This is a genomic window from Chitinophaga filiformis, from assembly GCF_900102545.1.
In the GTDB taxonomy this organism is placed as follows: domain Bacteria; phylum Bacteroidota; class Bacteroidia; order Chitinophagales; family Chitinophagaceae; genus Chitinophaga; species Chitinophaga filiformis.
The window spans coordinates 119,166-143,010 of record NZ_FNBN01000010.1; the positions used below are offsets into that span (position 1 = coordinate 119,166).

Annotated in this window: 19 protein-coding genes; 12 read left to right on the top strand and 7 right to left on the bottom strand. The window is 44.5% G+C overall.

The window, feature by feature from the left end; genetic code table 11:
• Positions 1–8: 8 nt before the first annotated feature.
• The 3 genes from BLR32_RS29445 to BLR32_RS29455 all read right to left on the bottom strand — a co-directional run bounded on the left by BLR32_RS29445 (position 9) and on the right by BLR32_RS29455 (position 3,267).
• Positions 9–1,427, bottom strand: a complete 1,419-nt coding sequence (locus tag BLR32_RS29445; RefSeq protein ID WP_317042853.1) for an RtcB family protein — start codon at positions 1,425–1,427, stop codon at positions 9–11.
• Between the two features lie 107 nt (positions 1,428–1,534).
• Positions 1,535–2,335, bottom strand: a complete 801-nt coding sequence (locus BLR32_RS29450; protein ID WP_089837471.1) for an FkbM family methyltransferase — start codon at positions 2,333–2,335, stop codon at positions 1,535–1,537.
• Positions 2,336–2,361: 26 nt separating this feature from the next.
• Positions 2,362–3,267 carry a hypothetical protein gene (locus BLR32_RS29455; RefSeq protein WP_245705552.1) on the bottom strand — a complete coding sequence of 302 codons (906 nt, stop codon included), beginning with the start codon at positions 3,265–3,267 and terminating at the stop codon, positions 2,362–2,364.
• 319 nt (positions 3,268–3,586) lie between these two features.
• Here BLR32_RS29455 and BLR32_RS29460 point away from each other — a divergent pair, with 319 nt between their 5' ends.
• The 12 genes from BLR32_RS29460 (at position 3,587) to BLR32_RS29515 (ending at position 17,694) form a co-directional block, all read left to right on the top strand.
• A complete protein-coding gene (locus tag BLR32_RS29460; RefSeq protein ID WP_089837473.1) occupies positions 3,587–4,822 on the top strand; it encodes an acyltransferase family protein in 1,236 nt (411 codons plus the stop codon).
• Positions 4,823–4,886: 64 nt separating this feature from the next.
• Complete coding sequence (locus BLR32_RS29465) at positions 4,887–5,651, top strand: polysaccharide biosynthesis/export family protein (RefSeq protein WP_089837475.1); 765 nt, start codon at positions 4,887–4,889, stop codon at positions 5,649–5,651.
• Positions 5,652–5,659: 8 nt separating this feature from the next.
• A complete protein-coding gene (locus BLR32_RS29470; protein ID WP_176842470.1) occupies positions 5,660–8,023 on the top strand; it encodes a GumC family protein in 2,364 nt (787 codons plus the stop codon).
• Positions 8,016–9,362 (top strand): flippase, encoded by a 1,347-nt coding sequence (locus BLR32_RS29475; protein WP_089837478.1) that lies wholly within the window; start codon positions 8,016–8,018, stop codon positions 9,360–9,362. The genes BLR32_RS29470 and BLR32_RS29475 overlap by 8 nt, the downstream gene beginning before the upstream one ends.
• Positions 9,359–10,054 (top strand): FkbM family methyltransferase, encoded by a 696-nt coding sequence (locus BLR32_RS29480; RefSeq protein WP_089837480.1) that lies wholly within the window; start codon positions 9,359–9,361, stop codon positions 10,052–10,054. The genes BLR32_RS29475 and BLR32_RS29480 overlap by 4 nt, the downstream gene beginning before the upstream one ends.
• Complete coding sequence (locus tag BLR32_RS29485) at positions 10,047–10,688, top strand: class I SAM-dependent methyltransferase (protein ID WP_089837481.1); 642 nt, start codon at positions 10,047–10,049, stop codon at positions 10,686–10,688. The genes BLR32_RS29480 and BLR32_RS29485 overlap by 8 nt, the downstream gene beginning before the upstream one ends.
• A 6-nt stretch (positions 10,689–10,694) precedes the next feature.
• The gene (locus BLR32_RS29490) at positions 10,695–11,597 is read left to right on the top strand and encodes a glycosyltransferase family 2 protein (protein ID WP_089837483.1); all 903 of its coding nucleotides are present in this window, start codon (positions 10,695–10,697) and stop codon (positions 11,595–11,597) included.
• 5 nt (positions 11,598–11,602) lie between these two features.
• A complete protein-coding gene (locus BLR32_RS29495) occupies positions 11,603–13,042 on the top strand; it encodes a hypothetical protein (protein WP_089837486.1) in 1,440 nt (479 codons plus the stop codon).
• A gap of 4 nt (positions 13,043–13,046) precedes the next feature.
• Positions 13,047–14,150, top strand: coding sequence for a glycosyltransferase family 4 protein (locus tag BLR32_RS29500; RefSeq protein ID WP_089837487.1), 1,104 nt, complete (start codon positions 13,047–13,049; stop codon positions 14,148–14,150).
• Complete coding sequence (locus tag BLR32_RS29505) at positions 14,147–14,884, top strand: FkbM family methyltransferase (RefSeq protein ID WP_089837489.1); 738 nt, start codon at positions 14,147–14,149, stop codon at positions 14,882–14,884. Before BLR32_RS29500 ends, BLR32_RS29505 begins: the two co-directional genes overlap by 4 nt.
• 157 nt (positions 14,885–15,041) lie before the next feature.
• Positions 15,042–16,445, top strand: a complete 1,404-nt coding sequence (locus tag BLR32_RS29510; protein WP_089837491.1) for an undecaprenyl-phosphate glucose phosphotransferase — start codon at positions 15,042–15,044, stop codon at positions 16,443–16,445.
• Between the two features lie 10 nt (positions 16,446–16,455).
• Positions 16,456–17,694 carry a WcaI family glycosyltransferase gene (locus tag BLR32_RS29515; RefSeq protein ID WP_089837493.1) on the top strand — a complete coding sequence of 413 codons (1,239 nt, stop codon included), beginning with the start codon at positions 16,456–16,458 and terminating at the stop codon, positions 17,692–17,694.
• Here BLR32_RS29515 and BLR32_RS29520 read toward each other — a convergent pair.
• From BLR32_RS29520 to BLR32_RS29535, 4 genes are all read right to left on the bottom strand, one after another.
• Positions 17,678–18,409 (bottom strand): hypothetical protein, encoded by a 732-nt coding sequence (locus BLR32_RS29520; protein WP_089837494.1) that lies wholly within the window; start codon positions 18,407–18,409, stop codon positions 17,678–17,680. The two genes, BLR32_RS29515 and BLR32_RS29520, sit on opposite strands and share 17 nt — an antisense overlap.
• Before the next feature lie 480 nt (positions 18,410–18,889).
• Entirely contained in the window at positions 18,890–21,520 is a 2,631-nt protein-coding gene (locus tag BLR32_RS29525) for a glycoside hydrolase family 2 protein (protein ID WP_245705553.1), read from the bottom strand.
• A 356-nt stretch (positions 21,521–21,876) separates the two neighbouring features.
• Positions 21,877–22,287, bottom strand: coding sequence for a hypothetical protein (locus tag BLR32_RS29530; protein WP_143011639.1), 411 nt, complete (start codon positions 22,285–22,287; stop codon positions 21,877–21,879).
• A 92-nt stretch (positions 22,288–22,379) separates the two neighbouring features.
• Positions 22,380–23,828 (bottom strand): HEAT repeat domain-containing protein, encoded by a 1,449-nt coding sequence (locus BLR32_RS29535; RefSeq protein ID WP_089837500.1) that lies wholly within the window; start codon positions 23,826–23,828, stop codon positions 22,380–22,382.
• Between the last annotated feature and the right edge of the window lie 17 nt (positions 23,829–23,845).

Sequence of the window (23,845 nt, forward strand, 5' to 3'; positions counted from 1 at the left end):
AACCATAATCAGTCCTCTTTACTTCCGTCATCCGCCATTCTTACCACTTTTGGAGAGAATCTGGCAACAATATCCACCAGGTCCTTCTGTGCGTCCATTACTATATTGATATCTTTATAAGCCATAGGCGCTTCGTCTAGGCCTGCACCGATCAATGTTACACCATTGGCCTGCAGCATGGCCCGCATCTCCTGATTTGTGATGTTCTGCATAGCAGCAGTACGGCTCATCTGACGTCCGGCCCCATGTGAAGCGGAGTTAATGGCAGTTTCCTCCCCTTTTCCTCTGACCAGGAATCCCGGCGCAGTCATGGACCCCGGAATGATCCCCATTACACCTTTACCAGCCGGCGTGGCACCCTTTCTATGCACAATCACTTCTTCCCCATTCCACATCTCCTTCCAGGCAAAGTTGTGGTGGTTTTCCACTTTGGCCAGCAGGTTACCACCTATGGCTTTGGCCATTTTATCATGGATCACTTCATGGCAGGCGGAGGCATAGTCACCGGCCAGGTTCATTGCCAGCCAGTATTCCTGGCCCGCCTCCGTATTCATATCCAGATAGGCAAGGTTAGATGCTTCCTTAGGCAGTTTACACAGTTCCTTAGCCAGCCGGGTATAATAACCGGCAATGGTAGCCCCCATACCTCTGGAACCGGAGTGAGTCAACAGCGCCAGGTATTTTCCTTTGGGTATGTTCAGCGGTTTATCGTCTTCTGCAAATTCAATGATACCCCATTCTACAAAGTGGTTACCACCACCGGAAGTCCCCAGCTGAGACCAGGCTTTATCTTTCAGGCTTTTGATGAACTGCGTCATATTGAACTCATTCCGGTCCAATACACTATGTTCTGACCTATGCTTACCATGGAATCCGTGGCCGGCTCCGAAACGGGTATGGGCAATTAATTCCCGTTTATAGGTATCCTGGTTATTAATAAAGGCTTCTTCAGTAATATCAAAGATGGACAGTGCCATACGGCAACCAATATCCACCCCTACACCATAAGGGATCACAGCGTTCTTTGTGGCCAGTACCCCTCCTATCGGCAACCCATATCCCTGATGCGCATCCGGCATCAAAGCACCCGCTACCGTAACCGGCAGTCTCATGGCAGTTCCCATCTGTTTCAATGCACCCTCCGCAATATGCGCTGATCCGTATATAGCGAACTCCTTTGCAGTATCATTCAGGAAGATTGCTTCATCTGTTTCCCTCGCCTCCTCGATCATCTTTGTGGCCAGTTCTTCCAGGATCTCATGATCCAGGAAAGTCTCCGGCTTCTCCAGCAGGTCTTTCATCAATGCCAATACGGTTTCGTGTTCAGCTCCCTGATAATGTTTTTCAATTATTGCAAGCGCTAAACCAAGCATTTTGCTCTGTGGGTAGCCAATAGCTAACAGATCTTTACCGTTAATGCTGTTCATATGCATTATTTATTAGGTTATAATAATAATGCAATATTCATGACAATATGCGCACTTTTTTTGCGCACTTCTCAGGAGTTTTTATCTTTTTTCGAATAAACTTATTTTCAACGTCTTATAGCAACAATATTCTGAAAGGCGAAGATTTCGAAAGCTGCGACATTATATTCTCCGAGAGCTTTCAGCCCATCCGGCAACAGACGGTAGAAATCATACCCCGGCAGTATATCTATAATGTCCTTAAAGAAGGTGCGGGAAATGACATTCATTTCATTAAACTCTATCTGAATAACATTGATCATTCCGCCTGCGATGGCATGATGAGCGCCTTTTAATACGTTTAGTTCATTGCCTTCCGTATCCACTTTCAGCAAGGCAATCTCGGACAACTGATGATCTTCAATAAACTCGTCAATAGTGGTCAGGTCAATGGCTATCTCTTCCACCTCACTCTTCCGGAAATCAGCAATCACTTCCTTATACATACTGGCATGCTCAGAGCCCTTGTTCTCCACATAGTCATAGATAAACGCAGTCTCTGCATACTCCCCTGCTCCCTTTTGCACAGGAATAAAATGGTGCTTTGTCGCTGCCTCCGTCAGCTTATTGTAAGCAACAGGATGCGGTTCAAACGCGTAGATAGGCAGCGAGACCTTCTTATTACGCAGCATTACGGAGTAATGGCCAATATTTGCGCCTACGTCCAGGATCACCCCTCTGCTGAACCTCCCGGTGGCAATCATATACTTCACAAAGGCATTCTCGCCACTTATATGATCGTTTTCGTGATTCATGATACCCAACCCTCTCATACTTAATTTATACAGGAGTAGGTTAATAGGGTAAAGCGCCTTCCGCGCGAAAATAAAGACGTATGCCTTTCTCAGGGCATTGGTGAATGGATTCATTGCTTCATGTAGTTTGTTGTGGTATGTTATAATTGTTCCTCCTGTCCTGTCATTACATTATATACAGCCAATCCTTTTATACATTCATATCTTTCAGATCCCGACAAGTAGTTGAGGTTCCCTTTTTTGTCACGGCTTTCGCGGAAGCGGGAATACACATAGCCTTCTTCCGCACTGAGCGCTCTGAGTTCTCCCAGTCTGTTCTTCTTTACGAAATAAGCATTATTACCTATTGAATTGGATCCTACAAAAGCATACCCTTTTTCTTCGGCCAATACACATAATGCTTTCAGGGATGCGCCAAAATAAAGGTAACTGTAGTGGGCATGCTCTCTTACAAAATCCGGTTTATAAGGCACCGTCACCGCCCGGTCAATACCGAATACACTATTATACTCGGCTACTACTATTACCGGATCAACTACATGAATAGCTTTCCATACCCAATAGTCGTTACCGTCAATATCGACAGAGAGCAGCCCTATTTCTCCCTTCAGGCCCTGCCCACCGATCAGGTCATTGATATTCTCTGCGGTGATGAATGCCTGCAGGGCTTTCAGGTTATGCTGATAATAGATATCGTCAGACATGATATACCGTATACTCTTCTCCGATCCATCTATTACCAGTCCGGACCAGTTGTTATATTTTAACAGGAAGCGCGTATTGGATTCAACATAGTTTTCCACGCCGAACTCAATAAAGGTAGTCTCCGGGGTATACACCTTATTAATGAGATATTGAATGATACCATCATCTCCTGTCTGGGAGAAGACTTTAAACTCTGCGGATGATATATTGTCAAGAACCGGCAATTCCTTGTTCTGCCGGGCGAGAAGGGTACCTAGTAACAGCAGGTCTGTTTGTTGTGCTTTTCTTGAGGTGTACAAAAAATGGTGCAATACATTCACCAATTTCGTCATTCGTTTCATCAGGAACATGGTATGAATTGAGTAAGGGAGTGTTCTCCTTAAATTTATTACCCCATAAATACATATAATTACAATTATTGTTCATTTCGCGATAATTTATAACATATGCGTTCAGGTGCCTCTTTTGGGATAATCAATGTGACAAAGGAGTCGTTCTGTCTGCTTAACTTTTTTCGCAATTTTGTGCATATGATATTTTTGATTTAACTTGCCTCAGTCTGAGAATGCGTAATCAATAAAATCTGCAAAACTTGTTTGCATATAATGGTGCCCCAATCATTATAAGGTGTTTTATTGTCTCTACTTGATCGCTATTTCCATGACTTCTAACACGTCTTCACCACGATATTTTTTTAGCCTCGATGCTATAAGAGGATTTGCTGCCCTTATTGTCGTTTTATGTCACTGGCAGTTCTATTTTTATAAAGATCAGACTTCACAGACCAAACCACTGGAAGAACTCGGGCTCCCCTTATATCCCTACTTGTCGATGTTATATAATCGCGCATTTTATGCGGTAGACCTTTTCTTTCTTCTATCAGGTTTCATCTTCTTCTGGTTCTATGCTGATAAAATAGCTGACAGGAAAACACCTTTCAGTAACTTCATGTGTTACCGGCTCACCCGCCTTTACCCTGTTCACTTTATTACACTGCTATCGCTGATAGCACTGCAGCACATTATGGTCAGCATGACCGGTCATACCTTTATTACGCAGAATAATGACGCCTGGCACTTTCTGTTAAATCTGTTAGTAATACATAGCTGGGGATTTGAGAGCACACCTGCCCTTAATGGATTTAATGGTCCCTCCTGGTCTGTATCAGTAGAACTGTTGCTATACCTGCTATTCTTTCTTGTCAGCTGGAAAAAATTACATCGTAATAAAGGTTTCCTCCTGGCAATCGCGGTGGCCGGAGCTGTTATACAACACTATTATTCAATGATAGGGCAGGGTATTTACTCATTCTTTCTCGGAGCACTTACCTACCATCTTTATGCATGGCTTGTCAAAAGAAAAAACTTACGCAGCATCACCACTATCATCACCATTACTACTGTGATATTATGGACTGTTGTGCTGACAGAATATGCATTTTCTTATATCAGGGATTTTTCCCTGGTACTCATGAAAAAGGTATTACCTGGCAAGGATGCTGCCTTTGATATGACGGTATACAATATGTCCAGGAACACTTTTTTCAGGACCGTTATGTCACCGTTCACAGTTCTAACACTCGCATTATCGGAAACAATAAGAGGAAGTTTGAAAATAAAATGGGCCACAGTATTAGGGAATGCCAGTTATGCATTGTACCTGATCCATTTCCCCTTAATGGTGCTTTTCTTTATTGCAGCTGATATACTGGGAATTAGTATTGAGGTCTTTCATTCTCCGTATACACTACTTCTTTTCTATGTAGTGCTGATCCCGACAAGTACTCTTACTCATTATTATTTTGAATTACCCCTGCAGGAAATGTTCAGAAAGCGGCTACTCAAAAAAACAGCGCCCAGCCTTGTTAGTGTTGTCAATAATCAGATCACCACATAACGCAGGTTACCAGTACGTGCATGTAGCAACTGTTACCTCCTTGTTTTATTAATCGAAATCAGATATGATAGCTAAATTCTATTTATTGTTATTTATTACCCTGGTCCTTCTTACAAGCTGTATCAACACTAAAAAGATCACTTATTTCAATGACCTCGAAAAGGCAACCGGCACTGAATCTGCTAACAGGTTGCAGGCGCTGAAGGTGCAGCCCGGAGATATACTACAGATCACTATTACAACGATCGATAAAGATATTTCTCTCATATTAAATCCCGCAGCGGTCAAATCATCTCCTGTATCTGCCGATGGTATGGACCCCGGATATATTGTAGACAGTACAGGTTATATCACCCTTCCCATGATTGGTAAAGTTTACGTAGCGAATAAAACGACGACCGAAATAAATGATATCATCACACAGGAGTTAAACAAGACCATACGCAATCCTTATGTGTCGACCCGTATTGCCAATTTCAGGATCTCGGTACTGGGAGATGTGGCCCGGCCCGGTTCCTACCGGATCTCCGGAGAAAGAGCCTCGGTACTGGATGCATTAAGTATGGCGGGCGATATGAATGTGACTGCTCTCCGGAACGACATTATGATCATTCGTGAAGTGAACGGAGAAAAAACATATGCATCGCTGAACCTGAACAACGGCAATACGCTTGCTTCTCCTTACTACTATCTGCATAATAATGATGTAATATATGTAAAGCCAGGTCCTAACAAACAGTTTAATACTTCGAAGATTGTACAGCTGCTACCTGCAGCTATCGGCATTCTGTCACTGATCACCACCATTGTTATTGTTTCCGTAAAATGATACTGCAAATGAATCGTAATAAAGAACTGAATAATAAAAATGCTATCATAGATCTTGGCGATCTGTTTAAAAAATTGTTGTTCCACTGGCCCCTGTATCTTATTGTGCTGCTGATAGCAGCAGGTGGTGCATTTGCCTATCTCAAGTACGCACGGCCAAGATATATGTCGAGCGCCAAACTGTACCTCAAGGACGAGAAAAAGAACGGCGAGGAAACAGATCTTTTGAAGTCTCTGTCCCTCTTCAACAGCGGTAAAAACATAGAGAATGAGATGGAAGTGCTTAAGTCGCCCATCCTTGTTGAAAAGGTGATCCGCGACAACCGTTTCAATGTACGTTACTATGTGAAAGGCACTTTCCGCAACGAGGAGATCTATGAACAAAGGCCACTTACACTGAACTTCCTGGGCGACAGCACACATTTAGGCAATTATACCTTTGATATCAGGGAAGACAATAAGCTGCTGCAGGTAAAGTGGGTGAATAATCCGAATGAAGACGACCGCAATATATTCAACATACATTCCGGCGAGCCTTTTATGGTGAACAATACCCGGTTCAGTATTACCTTTGATCCAACAGTGCCTGATGCTGCCAGGAATACTTACCGCATACGGATCGACTCAGTAGAAGAGCTGGCTTATAAGAAAATAGAAGACATCGGTACTGCCCTGGTCAACAGGGACGCCACGGTTGTGATGGTGAGCTATGAAGACAGGATAGCTTCCCGTACCGCCCACTTTCTGAATGCACTGCTGGACACCTATAATGAATACACCCTCGACGACAAGAACCAGGTAGCGCTCAAAACGATCCGTTTCCTCAATGTACGTATTGACTCGCTCAAAGACGAACTGGGATTCCTCGAAAAACAGGAAGAACAGTTTAAGGTACAACGTGGTATTACAGACATTGAAGGCAGTTCAAAATTAGCACTGGAACAGGTAAAGGAGGCCGACCTGAAGCTGAACGACGCCAATATGCAGTTGTCTGTATTTGACCAGGTGGAATCATATATCAACGCCCCCGGTACAGACTATCCGTTTGCGCCGGTACTGGGCAATGTAGATCAGGCACTGACAGGCATGATCAATCGCTATGAGGAACTTTTGAAAGAGAAAAAAAGGCTTTCCCTCTCCCTGCAACCGAACAGTATCATCCTGCAGAATACGGATGCCCAGATCAATGATGCGAAGAATACGATCAGGAACTACATTTCCGGATACAAACGCAATGCTGGTGTAGCGCAGAGCCAGATGCAGACCAAGGTGAACCAGATACAGGCCAAGATCGCTAATATCCCGGCTTATGAGCGTGAGTACATCAATATCAAAAGACAACAAAGTGTAAAAGAAAACCTGTATCTCCACCTGTTGAAAAAGAAGGAGGAAGCGTCTATCTCTTACGCCAGTAATGTTACTGACAATAAAGTGCTGGCACCGGCATTTATACCTTCCAAACCGGAATCGCCTAAAAAGACACTGGTATATGTCAGCTTCCTCGCGGCCGCTCTTGTACTCTGTACGGCATATGTCTATGTCAAATATTTCCTGAACAATAAAGTACTCGATAAATCAGAAATAGAACAGGCCTTTGGCAGACCAGTCATGGCAGAGATCTACCAGGATGAGACGAGAGGAAAGGATATGTCGCTGCATAACAGATCGATATTACTGGAACAGATCTTCAATCTGCGTACCAACCTGCGCTTCCTGCTGAGTGAACACAACAGCTCTGCTACTATCATGATCACCTCCAGCATATCCGGCGAGGGAAAGACCTTTATGACGGCACACCTGGGCAATGCACTCACGGTTAACAATAAAAAAGTGGTGTTGCTGGAGCTGGATCTGCGCAAACCAAAATTATCCCGTTCCCTGGGACTGGACAACCAGATCGGTGTAACCAGCTACATGGTGGAAAGCAAAACAATAGATGAAATCATCAAAAAAGTACCGGGTACAGAAGGCTTACACCTGATCTCTTCCGGTCCTATTCCACCCAATCCGGTTGAGCTGATTGAAAGTAACCGTATGAAGGCATTACTGGAAACATTAAAACAGCGCTTTGATTATATCATTATAGATACGGCTCCTATCGGTATAGTATCAGACTCGAAGAGTCTTGCGCCATATGTAGACTGCACCCTGTTCATGGTACGCTACAACTTCACGCTAAAGTCCAAAATGACTGCTGTAGCAGAAAACGTGCGGGAGAGTTTCTTCCGGAAAACGGGAGTTATTTTCAATGGTATTGAACAGGATTCCTTCTATCCTTACTATTACTACGATCATTACTCTTATTCTGAGAATGGTAATAAAACCCGCGTATGGTCAACATTTGCTAAAAAAATGAAACAACGGATTGCATAAGATATTTAAAAATAGCGGTTGGTTGCTGGTAGATAAACTTGCCAGGTTGTTCATAGGTCTCATCACTATCGCAATGATAGCGCGGCATATCGGACCGGAGGCTTTTGGCATATGGAACTATGCCATTGCCTTAACAGCGATAGTAGGCAGTCTTGCTATACTGGGACTTGACAAGGTGGTCGTAAAAGAAGTCGTATCCCATCCCGAAAGACAGGACAGGATCATTGCCTCTACACTGGCCATACGTTTTACAGCCGGCATTGTTGCGTTCCTTTTCTGCGCAGCTATTGTGTTTGCCACCAAACGGCACTCACAGGTATACCTTTATTGTACGATCATCACAGCGTTGAATATTATCCTGCTAAGCTTTGATGTATTTGATTATTTCTACCAGGCGAAGAATGAAGTGCAAAAGGTCATCATTCCAAAGGTCAGTTTCTTTGTAGCCTTTTGCATCATCAAAACTCTATTCGTCTACTTTGATGGCTCCCTGCTTCATTTTGTATGGCTGTCATTTGCCGAACTGCTGCTCACCTATCTCACTATACTGATCTTCTACCTGAAAGAGGGACATCGTCTTTTTACGGTGATCAGTTTATCAGAGATAAAACACCTCTTTCTGCATAGCTGGCCGCTGATGTTCACTGGCATACTGATCCTGCTTTATGTGAAAGCAGATCAGCTATTGCTCGATACATTGGGCACTTCTGTACAGCTGGGGGAATATGCTGCAGCAGCAAGGATATCCGAGCTGTGGTATGCACTGCCTACAGTACTGGCTACGGCCCTTTTACCCGGATTAATATCCAAAAGGCATGAGAATACATCCTCTTATCTGCAGGCGATAGAAAGATGGTTGCGGCTGTCGTTCTGGGTAAGTCTCGCCATTGCAGTGGTAATGACCTTTTCATCTGCCAGGGTCACAGAGGTACTATACGGCGTGCAATTTCCCAGGTCAGGGATCATTCTTTCCATTCATATCTGGGCCAATATTCCGGTGTTCCTGAGTACAGCCTTAATGCAATACCAGCTGATAGAGGGTGCTTACAAAACGAATCTGTATGCCAGCTGCGCCGGACTTGTTGTGAACATTGCCATCAATATCCTGCTCATTCCATCTATGGGAGGAGTAGGTGCCGCCATAGCCACCGTTGCATCTTATATGGTTGTTGTGTCTACACTGGTGGTAATGGATAAAACAGGACAATTGATATCACTCACACAAAAGATGTTGTCACCGGCGCTGGCACTGGCGGATACAAGATATATGATCGACGCACTGAAACTATTTGCAGACAATTTCCTAACCGTAATACGTGAAAAGCATTTGACCAAATGACGAGTGTTAAAAAAATAATTGCCACACTAGCCTCAAGAGTTGCCCCACAGATCCGGTATCTCGCGCCTGCTTATAGTTCAGAGGGAGAAGATCTTATACTGAAGAGGATATTTGATAACAAGACTAATGGTGTATATGTGGATGTTGGAGCACATCATCCGTTCCGCGTATCGAATACCTACCTGTTCCATAAGATGAAATGGACAGGTATTAACATCGATCCCATGCCCGGTTCCAAAGCTTTGTTTGACAGGTACCGGCCACAGGATGTCAACCTGGAAATGGGCGTATCTGCCACCAGGCAGCACCTGACCTATCATATTTTCAATGAACCAGCTTTAAATACTTTCTCTGCTCATAAAGTGGAAGAGTATACACAGGATCCAAAATATCGTGTGATAAAAGAAAAGAAGATTGAGACATGGCCATTGGCAGACATCCTGGATCATTATCTGCCTGCCGGCAGGTCTATCGACTTTCTGACTATTGACGCTGAAGGACTGGACATGGACGTGCTGCGGTCCAACAACTGGGAAAAGTACAGACCCGCTTATATACTGGTGGAGTCTGATCCTTTCCTGCTTTCTGACATGCAGCACTGTGAACTGGGACAATTCATGCAACAGGCAGGATATGCCATTTTCGCAAAGACCTATTATACCTATTTCTTTAAAAACATGAATCATGAGTAAGTTGTATGTCCAATACGGTTGCGGTCCTTTTTCAGCACCTAAGGGCTGGAAGAATTTTGATGCATCCCCCACCCTGCGCCTTCAGCAATTGCCACTGATAGGGAGTTTGTTAAAAAACAGGATGCACGTCACTTTCCCGGAAGATGTACTGCTGGGAGACATCCTGAAAGAACTGCCCGGCATTGCCCCCAATTCCTGCGACGGCGTATACTGTTCTCATGTACTTGAGCACCTCGCATATGATGACTGCCTGCTGGCCATCCGTAATACCTGGCAGATGCTAAAACCCGGCGGCTATTTCCGTTGTGTGGTACCTGACCTGGAAAGTGCAGCAAGGGAATATGTACAGGACCTTATTAACAACCACCAGGAGGCCAATACTAAGTTCCTGGAGAAAACTATGCTGGGAAAGAAACAAAGATTACGCGGATTAAAGGGATTGCTGCAAACCACCCTGGGTAACCGGGAACATCTATATATGTGGGATACGCCGTCCCTCTCCAATATATTACAACAGGCAGGTTTTAGTCATGTGCGGACCTGTCGCTTTAATGATTGTCCGGATGAAATGTTCAGGCTTGTAGAAGAGGCATCGAGATTTGAAAATGCTGTTGCACTGGAAGCTATAAAATAACGGAACGTGAATACACCGATTTTATTACTGGTATTTAACCGTCCGCAACAGGCGATACGGATACTGGAAAGCATCAGGCAGCAACAGCCTGCACGGTTATTTATTGCAGCAGACGGACCCCGTTACGACAAACCAGGCGAAGCTACGCTGTGCAGGGAAACCAGGGATGCCATACTGCAAAGGCTGGACTGGACCTGTGAAGTGCATACATTGTTCAGAGATCAGAACCTTGGTTGCGCCTTTGCCGTGAGCAGCGCTATAGACTGGTTCTTTTCGCAGGTAGAGGAAGGTATTATACTGGAAGACGATTGCCTGCCCGATCCGTCTTTCTACAGTTTCTGTGAAATACTGCTGGACCGTTACCGCGATAATACGCAGGTGATGCATATCGGTGGCACGAATTATCAGGCCGGTATTACCAGGGGAGATGCTTCTTATTATTTCTCACGTTATGCACATATCTGGGGATGGGCTACCTGGAAAAGAGCATGGAAATACTATGACTTCACATTGCTCAGGTATAGAAATGTCCCGTCGGATGACCTTCCTGCGCCATTCAAATGGGACCTGGAATCTTTCTATGAGCAAAAAATGGACACCTGGGATACGCAATGGTTCCTGACGGTACTTTTCAATAAAGGGCTTGCCATCACGCCGAACACAAACCTGATCAGGAATATCGGTTATGGGAAAGAGGCTACACACACCAGGAACGAACCAGTGTGGTTTAAAAAGATGGTGTACGGTACCATCAATCATATCCTACATCCGGCCGAAACTATTGCTGACCAGGAAGCGGACGCATATACGTTAAATACAGTATTTAAATGTAATCCCTTCTTCTACATGGTAAAAAAGCTCGTCAAAAATAACACGCTCCTGCATAACCTCTATAAACGCATATCATAAATACTATGGCAGATACAATCTACGATATACTTGTAAGCAGCAATGTGTATGTGGAGGTTTTCAAAGAAACCATGCCACTGTTGATTGCCGGCACACTGTTGCATCTGCACTACAACAACCGTATTACAGCGCTGGAAGCTATACTGTATGCATTTGCCACTGAGGCATACACAATGCTTAAAGTTGGTCCTACCTTTACCGCAACCTTCTTTGTGAGCGTTGCCTTTTTGATTGAGCAGATACACCTGTTTATAAAAGGGGAGATCTATGTACGCCGGAAATTCCTGTTACTGTTGATTCTGCCCGCCCTGTCGAGTATTGTCATATTCCTGATTGTCCAGTTTTACAAGGATCCGTTCTACTATCCACCAGGGAAGCAGGCAGCCTTCTATTTGCGCCCTGTCTATTTCTATATAAAAACATACCTGCCCCTGTTTGCAATCGGGGCCAAGATATTGCAGGACAGGGCGCAGATATCCTTTGATTTCTTCGCAGACGTGATGAAAAGGATCGCAAAATTCTCTTTCGTGATAGCCTTGTTGCAGATATTCTGCCAGATCGTTTTGCATAATGAAACACTTGGAGAGATACTGGGACTGCAACGCAGGTATATGTTAGAAGCATCCACATTCATCTTCAGTATCCGTGTACAGGCATTGTTTGGAGAGCCCAAAGTGTTCAGTGCATTTCTCTCTTTATGTATCCCACTGTTCATGAGAGACAAAGAGTACCGGATGGCAGCACTCGCTTTACTGATGGGAATACTGACAGTGTCGCAGACCTTCTGGATCAATATGCTGTCGGCTACGCTGGTTTTCATGGCGGTATCCCGGATATCTTCCACCAGGCTCAAAATAGCCGGCACACTGGGGATCATTATCGGGCTGTTCCTGGTCATCTCTGGGTCGAAGGACTACTTTATCAAGCTATATGCTAAAAACCAGAACAGTACCATGTATCAGCTGGTATTTAAAAGATCTGTGTACCGCTACGATAATACCATCTGGCAGAAAAACAATGTGATACTGGGGATGCCGCTTCAGCGGGATATGGAGCTTCCGGTAGTGGACTTCTTCAGAGACCAGCCATACCTGCTTTTGTCAGGCTATGGTGCAGGCAACAGCACTTTTATTCCGGCACAATACTTCTTCGGACAGATGAACTATGAGAACAGGCTGAATGGGATAGGCGGCCATAACCTCAATATGAGATGGTTCTATATCATGGCGGAATTCGGCATCTTCTCCCTGATCATCTTCTTTATGATACTGACACAGACCAGGCCGGATATTCCCATTTTTCAGAGCAGCTATCTTGCCTTTATATGGGTGTGTTTCTTCTTCAGCCAGATAGATCTCTTCCTGATCATTACAGCGCTGCTATGCACTTATGATCCGGATGCATCTCCTGCATTGACAGTATATAAACCTGAGCATTCTTATTAAGCTTATGCAGATATTTCTCGACAATATCGTTTTCACTATACAAAAAGCCGGTGGCGTATCCGTCTACTGGTATGAGCTGCTACAGGGCATGTGCAATGCTGGTCTGGCGGTCAATTTCCTGAACGCCGGGCTGAATCCTTCTAATATATTTGAACAACAACTGGATTACCAGCGTCATCCCTGTATCCGCGAAAGCTGGATTCCTCCAAAATATCTGCGCTATCTGCCCCTTCGGTATACCTTACCTCGCAATGCGATCTTTCACGGTGGTTACCTGCGTGTATCACCGCAAAAGGATATTGTGAATATTATGACCGTACATGACTTTGCGCATGAACGCAGGATAGCCACTCCTTTTCCCCGTGGGTTGGCAAACACAAGGCAAAAGGCCTATGGTATAAAACGGGCCGATGGCATTATCTGTATTTCTGACAGCACCAGGAAAGAACTCCTGCATTTCTACCCTGATACTGATCCAGCGAAGCTGAAAGTAGTGCATCATGGTATTGCAGATACCTTTTTCCCGCTGGATAAAAAAGATCCTTCTGTTCATGTATTACCTGCCTCCGCAACGTCGCCTTATATACTGTATGTAGGCGGCCGGAACAACTACAAGAATTTCAACATTGCATTAGATGTCATTGCGCAACTACCAGCACAGTATAAACTGGTTGTAGCTGGTGGTGGTACCTGGACAAAGCAGGAACAATTACTAGCCGAAGAAAAGATCCGCGGCCGTTATGTTGTCATGGAGCATGTGCGTCCCTCTGAACTGAACACACTATACAATTATGCCTGGTGCCTCCTCTACCCTTCCTGCTACGAAGGATTTGGATTTCCACCGGGAGAGGCCATGAAGGCCGGCTGCCCGGTTGTGGCCAGCAATTGTACCTCTATCCCTGAGGTAACAGGCAATGCAGGTTTACTTACCACTGAAATAACTGCAGCTGCATTCGCAGAAAAAATATTACTGCTGGAAGATCAGGCATTCCGGCAGCAGGTCATACAGGCTGGTATTGCACAGGCAAGGCTGTTTACCTGGCAGAAGAGCGTAAGAGAGACAATACGTTTTTATAAAGATTGCTGGAACAATAAATTTTCGTTATGAACCTTATCTTCAAGTTAGCAGAAGCTGCTAAAGTTTTCTTACAATCCGGCAGAGGATTAACGTCATTACTGAAAAAAGGCGTATCCATTGCTTCCACACAACTGTTGCACAACTGTAAACGCTACATTCCTGAAGTAAACACTATCCTGGATGTAGGCGCCAACAGAGGACAGTTTGCATTATCGGCCCAGTATTTTTATCCCAATGCAGGCATTCACTCCTTTGAGCCAATACCGGCTGTATACTCTGCGCTGAAGCAGAATACCCGGCATATGCCCGGCATACACACTTATAATTTTGCTTTGGGTAGCAGCAACGGTACACTGGACTTTTACGCCAATCACTATTCACACGCCAGTTCAGCATTGCATGTATCCTCATTGCAGCAACAGCTCCTCCCCCAGACAGCAGAAGCAGACCAGATCAGCGTGCCTGTAAAATGCATGGACGACCTGCTGCCTGGTCTTCCTGTCAAACATCCGGTATTACTGAAACTGGACGTACAGGGTTTTGAAAAGGAGGTGCTCAAGGGAGCAGTACACTGCCTCGGACAAATAGACTATCTGCTGTTTGAAACTTCGTTTGTACAGATGTACGATGGAGAACCGTTGTTTGATGAAATGCACAATTACGTTAAAGAACTGGGCTTTGAATTTATAGCGCCAGTAGGATTTTTACAGACAGACGAATTACAGATCCTGCAGATGGATCTCCTGTATAAGAGAAAGCAATAGCAACACCAACATAAGCAATAACACTATTAACATCATTCACCACAACAAAGCTATTTGCATTGTATTACCAATATCCCAAAAGCTCATCATCAGATGCAGGCGTCCATATCACTATATCCCGACGATTTATCCTTAACGCTTATAAACCGACATCCATATGAAACAACATATTCATGCAAGTCAGTTTTTAAGGCAGACTGTTGATTACATCGTATTGACTGCCGCGTTTTTACTAACAAGACAATACATCGCGTCAAAGGGAGACGTGTTTCTGTCTAACTTCAACATATTTTTACTGGTGCTTAGTCTCGTTACATGGACTGTAACCGGTACTTCCCTGCATCTGTATGACGATTACCAGAAGACAAGCTCTTTCTCCTTTGAGTTTGTAGCTATACTCAAAAATATTTTGCTGCACATCTGTGTATTCTCGTTCCTGTTCTTTTACTGTTTCAAGTTATATCCTTATCCACGTACCTTCACCTTGCTGTATGGTTCCTATTTATTCATCGGCATTATTACGACGAAGTATATCGTGAAGAAGTTACTGTTGCGCTGGAGAACACATCACACCAATCCCACGAATGTATTGATTGTTGGTACAGGGCAGACAGGTATGAGTTTTTATGATACCATTACTGCGAATAATCATTTTGGTTATAACTGTGTTGGCTTTGTAGATGATCATAGCAATGCGCAGATAAATGGCCGTTATCTGGGTAAGCTCTCTGAGCTGACACACATCCTCGAATCCAATGAAATTGACGATGTGATTGTAGCACTGCCCGAAACGGCAAAGGAACAAACAGCGGGAATCATTATGGCCAGTGAAAGAGCTGCCAAGAGAGTAAAGATCATTGCAGATGTACACCAGTATTGCACACCTACCACCAGCATGAATCTGCTGGGCTCTATTCCCCTGGTAAATATCCGGTCATTCGCGCTCGACGATCCCGGTCTCCAGCGCATGAAACGGGCCTTTGACATTTGCCTCACACTATTTATTTTAATAGCCTTCAGCTGGTTGTTTGTATTGATCGCCATCCTGATTAAGATGACGTCCAAAGGGCCAGTCCTGTTTAAACAGGAACGATGGGGCTATAAAAATAAAAAGATCACCTGCTACAAATTCCGCTCTATGAAAGTGGAAGCATCAGACGTAGATGAAAACGGGAAGTTCCTGCAGGCCACACGCGATGACCGGCGGGTGACAAGTATCGGACGTTTTCTGCGCAAAACCAACCTGGACGAGTTGCCGCAGTGTATCAACGTATTGATGGGCAACATGTCTTTTGTAGGACCGCGCCCTCATGCTACTCCGCTGCATATTGAAGCCAGGGAAACGGTGGAACATTACATGCTCAGACAGATGGTGAAACCTGGTATTACCGGCTGGGCACAGGTAAACGGTTGCCGGGGGGAAACCCGTTTTTCCGGACAGATGCAGAAACGTGTCGACATGGATATCTGGTATATAGAGAACTACAGCTTCTGGCTGGATTGCCAGATCATTTTCCAGACATTGATGAATATGATAAAAGGAGATAAAAACGCCTATTGATATCAATTATATGCCCAAACGTTTATTATTGATAGGTGGAAATTTTGCACCGGAGCTTACAGGGATTGGAAAATATAACGGCGAGATGATCAGATGGCTGGCGCATAATGGTTATGATTGTACTGTTATCACATCGTTTCCTCATTATCCGCAATGGAGGATACAGGCGCCTTATCAGAAAAGCAGGTATTGGTTCAAAAAAGAAGTGACAGGCGATGCAGGCATTACTGTTTACAGGTGTCCGCAATATATTCCTTCCAATCCCTCGGGAAAAAAGAGGTTGCTGATGGACTTCTCCTTTGGACTGTCTGTAACAGTGAAATCATTACAACAACTGTTCACACGCAAGACAGACATAGTAGTGGTGGTAGCGCCGCCCTTTCATCTTGGATTGCTCGCCATACTATACAAAAAGATCCGCGGCGCCAGGTTTCTTTATCATATACAGGATTTACAGATCGAAGCTGCCCGTGATCTGAAAATGATATCCTCCCCTTTTCTGATTAGATCAATGTTCCGTATGGAAAAATACATACTGCGCCATGCGGATGTTGTCAGCAGTATTTCTGAGGGCATGATGAAAAAAGTGCAGGAGAAAACCGGGCGGGAGGTATCCTTTTTCCCCAACTGGGTAGATGTTTCGTTTTTTCATCCGCTGGCAAACCGGGAGCAGATCAAAACTGAATATGGATTTGCAGTTACTGACAAGGTGATATTATATGCCGGCGCTATTGGAGAAAAGCAGGGGCTCGAAGCTATTCTTCAGGTAGCTGATTGCATGAAAAACGACGCTCATGTAAAATTCCTGATATGCGGAGCCGGTCCTTACCGGGAACAACTCCGGCTGCAGACAGCCAGCTTACAGCTGGACAATGTTCATTTCCGTGATCCGGAGCCTTTTGATAGATTTAACCGTCTGTTGAATATGGCAGATGTACACCTGGTTATCCAGAAAGCCAGTGCCGGCGATCTGGTTATGCCTTCTAAACTGACCACTATTCTGGCAGTAGGTGGGTTGGCACTGGTAACGGCTTTGGAACATACCAGTTTACATTCACTCGTAAAGGAGAATAATATCGGAATTGTGATAGATCCTGAAAGTCCCGAAGCCTTAAAAGAAGGCATCTGCCTGGCAATTAATAAAAAACAAGAGCACATTGCCAGAAATGCCCGGCAATATGCTCTCAATTATTTAGCTGTAGACAGAATAATGTCCCGTTTGGATCAGGTCATCAGGGCTTCCACATAATGTTGGCGCCACCGGTGGTGTTGGTCGCTCCATTATTGGTAGAAGTGAATGCCACACCACAGAAGCTCACCATTGTGGTGGTACCATTCAGTGCTACATAAACAGTACCGGTAGTTGCAGTAAAAGGCGACTGGGTAGTAACGTTGAAAGTTATTCTTGCTTTGCCGGCCGCCAGTGCACCTGTAGCTGATGTTACGGTATATTGTCCTTCAGTAGGAGGCTGATTACCGGGGAATTCAAAGCTGGCTAAAGCCAGACCACCATTATCTGCCTGAATAAGATAGTTGGAGTTGGAGACCATTCCCTGCACCCTGGTGAAAGATACCTGGGTAACCTGGTTGATCTTTAACACGTTACTATCCAGACCGCAGGGATTCCAGGGACCAGTTACAATAATGGAACCTGAGGAAACCGTATAGGTACATCCTCCATTAGTTACCACACTGAGCGTGTATACCTGATTCCCTTTAGGGGGATTCGGTATTTCAGGAGACTTTTCGTGAGATACAAAGCCGTTTGGCCCTTCCCAGGTATAGGTTTTAGGCTCAGAAATACCGAAAACAGATAATTTCAGAACATCATTCTGACCTAAAGGAGCGTTAGAATTTATCACAGGGTTCTGCGTAGGGCATGTGGTCTCTTTGCCGCCACCGCCACCGCATCCCACTAATAACGCCGAGATACCAATAATTACTAATAAGAAATATTGCCGCATTGGTGAATATTCATCAAAACTCTTAATATTATTACTATTGTATTTCAAACAATATTTTGAAATAACATTCCGTTTAAATGGTTTCATAAGTACACACCTTCCGGTTGCCGACCAGCTCCTGACATTCCTGATCGCGGAAAAATCTACTAAATCAGATAAAAACGACAATCTCAATGTTGGCATAATACTTGGAATAGGTGTATTTCGAGTAATAAATATAGTAAATAGTTTATTTATTAATATTTTTTTATATTAATATGTAATGAGACCATATCAGAAAACCAGATAGAAAAACCATGTAATACCTATCATTAACAAGGACTTGCGTACTGAAAAAACGCTTTAAACTTTTTTCACATTTAGTGAACAGGGATACTCATTCCTGCTCAAAAAAGGTAAAATTTACCCCTTTTCAGATGAAAATGAAAAGGGGCCGGAATATCATTTCCGACCCCTGAAATCATAAAAAGTTATCAAGCTTTATTTATTGATGCTGATCGTTTGTTCTGATAAATTCCATCCGGAAACTGTCACAACAGCATTGTTGCTTTTCCCGATCGCTTCTCCACTGATTGTCACGATCTTCTCTTCACCTGGCAATACGGACACATAGTTATCATTATAGAAGACAGGCAGGATACGCTGTTTTGTTTTGCTATCCACGAGTGATACGCGGTTGAAAAAAGCAATCGGTCCACCGGCAGGATTGCTGATCTTCACCCTAATACTATCAGTACCAGCCTTTTGTGCCACTATCTGTACTTTGGCTGCCTCCATTTTCTGCAATCCGGAGTAATTACCTGTGCTATCCGGGAACCAGTACAGGTTATCATCTATAACCTGCTGATCCTTATCCCTTAAACGGGCTGACAGGAACATACCTTCCTTTGCACCCATTTTTTCTATCGCTCCTTTTACAGAGAGATATTTCTGCAATGATTTCGGGCTGATCTCAGTAAATACCTGGGTAAGCTGTTTTTTATTGCCCTGCATATCGTAGGCGTTCAGTTCCAGCATTACATCAGTGTGGTATCTGAAGGTATTGTTTACAGTATATATATTACCATCTATCGGATTACACATCACGTGCAGCGGAGCTGCCCCTGTGCGGTTACCATATAAACAGGCGTTGGGATCGAGGTAGTAATCATACATCTGTCCACGCAAAGCCGTCCACGGGTTCTGGGTTTTCCAGATAATCACGCCGGTATACCAATCCCACATATGTGCACTGAAGCCTTCCATCAGACCACGGTACTGATCGTAGTTCACCAGCTGCGCTTTGTTGGCGAAGTCCTTTACATCCTTTGGTTTGCCATATGGGTCTACAAAATCGAAGTAAGGGATATATTTATGATAGTCCCATACGGAATCCACACCGCCTTTCTTATTCTCAGGTACCTTCATATTTGCCGCCGGAATGAAACGTTCCAGTGACTCATAATCGCCCACACCTACGGAGCCTACTTCGGAGTTGAAGGGGAAGGTTCTTTCGTTCCAGAAAACGGACAGGGGCTGTATATTATAAGGGCCATCTCCATTACCACCTAAAGTATTGTAAGACATACTGTCTGTGTTGGAATAATGGAAGAAGAAGCGGGTATTATCCAGTGCAGGCAGCAGGGAATCCTTGATCGCTGCCAGGATATCTACCGGAGGAGTGATCTCATTACCGCCGCACCAGAAAGCCAGGGAAGCGTGATTACGCAGCATCTTTATCTGGTCAGCCACAGATTCGATGAACAGGTTATGATCATCAGGATAGCGGCGGCGGGTCCACTGGTCCTCTTTCTTCATAGGATCTACCCATCTGCCGTTACAATCGCCTGACATCCAGAAGTCCTGGAATACCAGCATACCATATTTATCACAGGCTTCAAAGAACTCCGGTCTCTCTGTCAGACTTCCGCCCCAGATACGGATCAGGTTCAGGTTCATATCCCTGTGGAAACGGACTTCTGCATCATAGCGCTCCCTGCTGAAGCGGAACATAGCGTCGGAGGTGATCCAGTTCCCCCCTTTGATGAATATTTTCTGGCCGTTTACAGCTACTTCACGGCTGTTGGTATGCGCATTCCAATAAGTCTGTATTTCCCTTACACCAAAGTTGACATCTTCTGTATCGTCTACGCCGGCATTATCGACGAATTCCAGCTGGAGCTTGTACATATGCTGGGGACCGTAACCATTTGGCCACCAGAGTTCCGGCTGTTTCAGTTCCATATCAGGCAGTTGCACTGTTGCAGTGGCATGCGGCGCCAATGTAACCTTACGGGAAACGGTATTACCGGCCAGCTTGTAGCGCAGTGTACCTTCTATACTTTTGCCTGTTGCGTTCTCCACTGTTGCGCCCACGAGGATATTGGCAGGCGCCTGTTTCCCTTCCGGCAGCCTAACACCGGGCACTTTCGTAATGATCTGTGGATCTTTAATGTGAACAGCGCCAGTCTTCTCAATGGTTACCTTATCCCATATGCCGGTGTTACGGTCGCGCATTGGCTGGATCCAGTCCCATCCTGCAGTATACTGAGGACCAACATTCTTTGCAATGGTACCATCGCCACCCTGGCCACCGTTAGGATTTCCCACTACAGCAGGCGGATACACCACTACTGCCAGGCGGTTCTTACCATCTTTGGCCAGCCATTTAGTAATATTATAGGAATGACGCAGATATGTTCCAAAATGGGTCTGTGCGTTCAGGCGATGACCATTCAGATAAATATCGCAACCATCATTTACTCCCCTGAAATGCAGCCAGACCTGTCCGTCGGCAGCCGGTTGCTGTTCCGTGAAATCCTTTACAAACCAGTACGTGTAATGATCTCTCCCAGTGGTATAGATATCCGGGATCTGCTGGTTGTTCATTCCGTAGAACGGATCAGGTACCAGCTTGTTGTTCAGCAGCGTTGTCAGCACCGTACCAGGTACAGTGGCCGGCAGCCAGCCTGAAAGCTTATAGGAAGGCGCAGAAAGCGCCTCTCCTTTTACAGTGACCTTCGCAATATTGTTACATTGCCATCCACTGTTCAGTTCATATTGGCTTTGTGCGGCCAACGGTAAAAAAGGTGCTAATAAAAGACCTGTTGCATTCAGTAATTTCCGAACCATAATGTGCATGAGAGTTTATAGGTAGTGAGTCCCCCTTTGTTCACTAATCAGACAAAAATATGGGTTGAAAGTTCAAAATCAAAATACAGAAGGATCAATATTGGATGGACGGCAACAGAAAAGCGGGAGAATAAAAAAAAATGCCGGTATAAGACTAAACCAGCACTGTTTAAACCTACAACTGTTATACTATGCTTAAGTGCATAAATAAACCTCCACAAAGATACAGTAATGAGCACCTGGAATGTGCTTACTTTCCGGGAGTATACTGCTTACCTAAAGGTTAGCTCCGACAGGCATAAAAAAAGGGGAAAAGTGAAATGATCACCTTTCCCCTTTTTTTAGACTATTATATATTATGGAATAGGAGCCGATTCTACGAGTACAACCTTAACATAGGTGGTACCGGTGGGAGGACCACTGAGCTGAGATCCGTTTGCGCCTTGTATTTCAAGAAAAATACTACCTGTGGTGTAAGTGTAAACATAAGTAGATCCATTGATCACGTCAGGAATAGCTTCGTAAAGTTCTTTGTCAGCGGATATATATACCAGTACGCCACTATTCTGATTTGTGTAATCGTCTATTTCGTCGATTGGAAGCTCCGCAAAATAGGTTTTGGCTTGGGCATTCAGTTGCCATGCGTTGGGCTTAACTTCAAACATGATAGTTCGGTTAGGCTGTACCTGTTGAATAATTTCTTCCTTTTTACAACTAGTGAATAATATGCCCAGCACCAGCATTGGCAGAAGCAAGAGTGATTTCATAATAGGCCGATTAACTGTGATTTAATATAGATTGATATTGTAAACTTTATTAGATATGAATTAAATATCAAATAGGATGCCACAAACGGTTTTTACAATCCAATAGCTGCCAGTGTTGACTTTGCGGCCTGTACAACTGTCGGATCAGGGCTATTCAGCAAGGACCGGATAAGTCGCTCCTGTCCTACCGCCTGTTTTTGCGCCAGTAACTGCAACAAGATAATCTGCACAAATGGAGGAGCATGTTGCATAGCTACAGCAATATGGCCAGGTACTTCGCTACTCCTGATGGTCAGTAAAACCTCTCCTATTGCCTTTGCAGTTGTAGTATCCGTTGTTTTCATTGCAACCAGCAGTGGGCTAAACATCTCAATACTCTGTAATTGTCCCGCCGCATTGATCGCAGCCATTCTTACCAGTGAGTCTTTGTCTTTTAACGCTTTGCTAAACAAGAAAATCGCGGCACGTTGTTTACTATCTGCCAGCATTCTAATAATCGCCGCTTTTTTGCTGCCGTCTACACGCTCTGCTTTCTGTATCCAGCTTTCTGCATTCGCAGCGTTCATAATCTTTACAGCAAGCGCAAGGGCAGCAGCGCTGTATTCATGATCCTTACTGTCTGATGCTATCATCAATGTATTGGTCGCATCATAATCCAGTATATCTGCCACTATTTTCAAAGCAGCAATACGAACATACTCCAGGCTATCCCCCTGGCATCTTCTCAATAAATTAGAAGCCGCAGTCATGGCGGGAGTTGTAGGCCATTGATGTCCCAGGTTTGCGACGAACAATAAATAGGCCGCTGTTGCTCCCGTTATATCATACCCGTATCCAACCTTCTCCGCAGCTGCTTCCAGCACAGGAGCAGTATCTCCGCCTGTTATATTCGCCAATGCAAACAAAGCGGTTCTTCTCAATACCGGATTTTCTGACTTTGCTCTTTTAATAATTGCCCCTTCTGCAGCCAGATACCTCAAGTCGCCCAGTGCTTTTATCAGGCTGATCTCGCACGGCCCCTGTGCTTTTTCCAGCGCAGCTTCCATCGCTATCAATGCTTCAGAACCAGCTATATGCTTTAATACACGAACAGCAGGATCACAATAATGTGGTTGCAATAAGTATGGCTTTAACAGAGGCACTACGCTTTTATCACCAAAAAGCAGTAACTGATCAATCAGGAATATTTTGTTCTCTGGCTGCGTCGTTAACTTCAACGCCTTTGCCCATGCCAGCATGGCTGTTTTACGCATATCCTCACGTGAAGCTGCTGATACATAAGCGGCATAACCTGACAATGCAAATTGTAAGCGGGTGTTATCGCCCTTAGCGGGAGCGCGCAACATTAACGCCATCTCGGCCAATCCTGCAGTTCCTAAAGCGCTGATCTGCATCATACAGCTATCCAGCTGCTGCTGGTTGCCTGCCGGCAATTGCTTCAGAATACGGTTGATCCTGGCTGCATAAGGATGCTGCACCTGCTGTGCATTCACATTAATGCAAGCCAGAAAGAAAATTATGAATAGTAATTGCTTCATCATGTTTATATATCGGACCA

Coding starts and splice junctions, on each gene's coding strand:
- BLR32_RS29445 (WP_317042853.1), bottom strand. CDS start 1,427: ATGAACAGCATTAACGGTAAAGATCTGTTAGCTATTGGCTACCCACAG.
- BLR32_RS29450 (WP_089837471.1), bottom strand. CDS start 2,335: ATGAATCCATTCACCAATGCCCTGAGAAAGGCATACGTCTTTATTTTC.
- BLR32_RS29455 (WP_245705552.1), bottom strand. CDS start 3,267: ATGAAACGAATGACGAAATTGGTGAATGTATTGCACCATTTTTTGTAC.
- BLR32_RS29460 (WP_089837473.1), top strand. CDS start 3,587: ATGACTTCTAACACGTCTTCACCACGATATTTTTTTAGCCTCGATGCT.
- BLR32_RS29465 (WP_089837475.1), top strand. CDS start 4,887: ATGATAGCTAAATTCTATTTATTGTTATTTATTACCCTGGTCCTTCTT.
- BLR32_RS29470 (WP_176842470.1), top strand. CDS start 5,660: ATGAATCGTAATAAAGAACTGAATAATAAAAATGCTATCATAGATCTT.
- BLR32_RS29480 (WP_089837480.1), top strand. CDS start 9,359: ATGACGAGTGTTAAAAAAATAATTGCCACACTAGCCTCAAGAGTTGCC.
- BLR32_RS29485 (WP_089837481.1), top strand. CDS start 10,047: ATGAGTAAGTTGTATGTCCAATACGGTTGCGGTCCTTTTTCAGCACCT.
- BLR32_RS29495 (WP_089837486.1), top strand. CDS start 11,603: ATGGCAGATACAATCTACGATATACTTGTAAGCAGCAATGTGTATGTG.
- BLR32_RS29500 (WP_089837487.1), top strand. CDS start 13,047: ATGCAGATATTTCTCGACAATATCGTTTTCACTATACAAAAAGCCGGT.
- BLR32_RS29505 (WP_089837489.1), top strand. CDS start 14,147: ATGAACCTTATCTTCAAGTTAGCAGAAGCTGCTAAAGTTTTCTTACAA.
- BLR32_RS29510 (WP_089837491.1), top strand. CDS start 15,042: ATGAAACAACATATTCATGCAAGTCAGTTTTTAAGGCAGACTGTTGAT.
- BLR32_RS29515 (WP_089837493.1), top strand. CDS start 16,456: ATGCCCAAACGTTTATTATTGATAGGTGGAAATTTTGCACCGGAGCTT.
- BLR32_RS29520 (WP_089837494.1), bottom strand. CDS start 18,409: ATGCGGCAATATTTCTTATTAGTAATTATTGGTATCTCGGCGTTATTA.
- BLR32_RS29525 (WP_245705553.1), bottom strand. CDS start 21,520: ATGGTTCGGAAATTACTGAATGCAACAGGTCTTTTATTAGCACCTTTT.
- BLR32_RS29530 (WP_143011639.1), bottom strand. CDS start 22,287: ATGAAATCACTCTTGCTTCTGCCAATGCTGGTGCTGGGCATATTATTC.
- BLR32_RS29535 (WP_089837500.1), bottom strand. CDS start 23,828: ATGATGAAGCAATTACTATTCATAATTTTCTTTCTGGCTTGCATTAAT.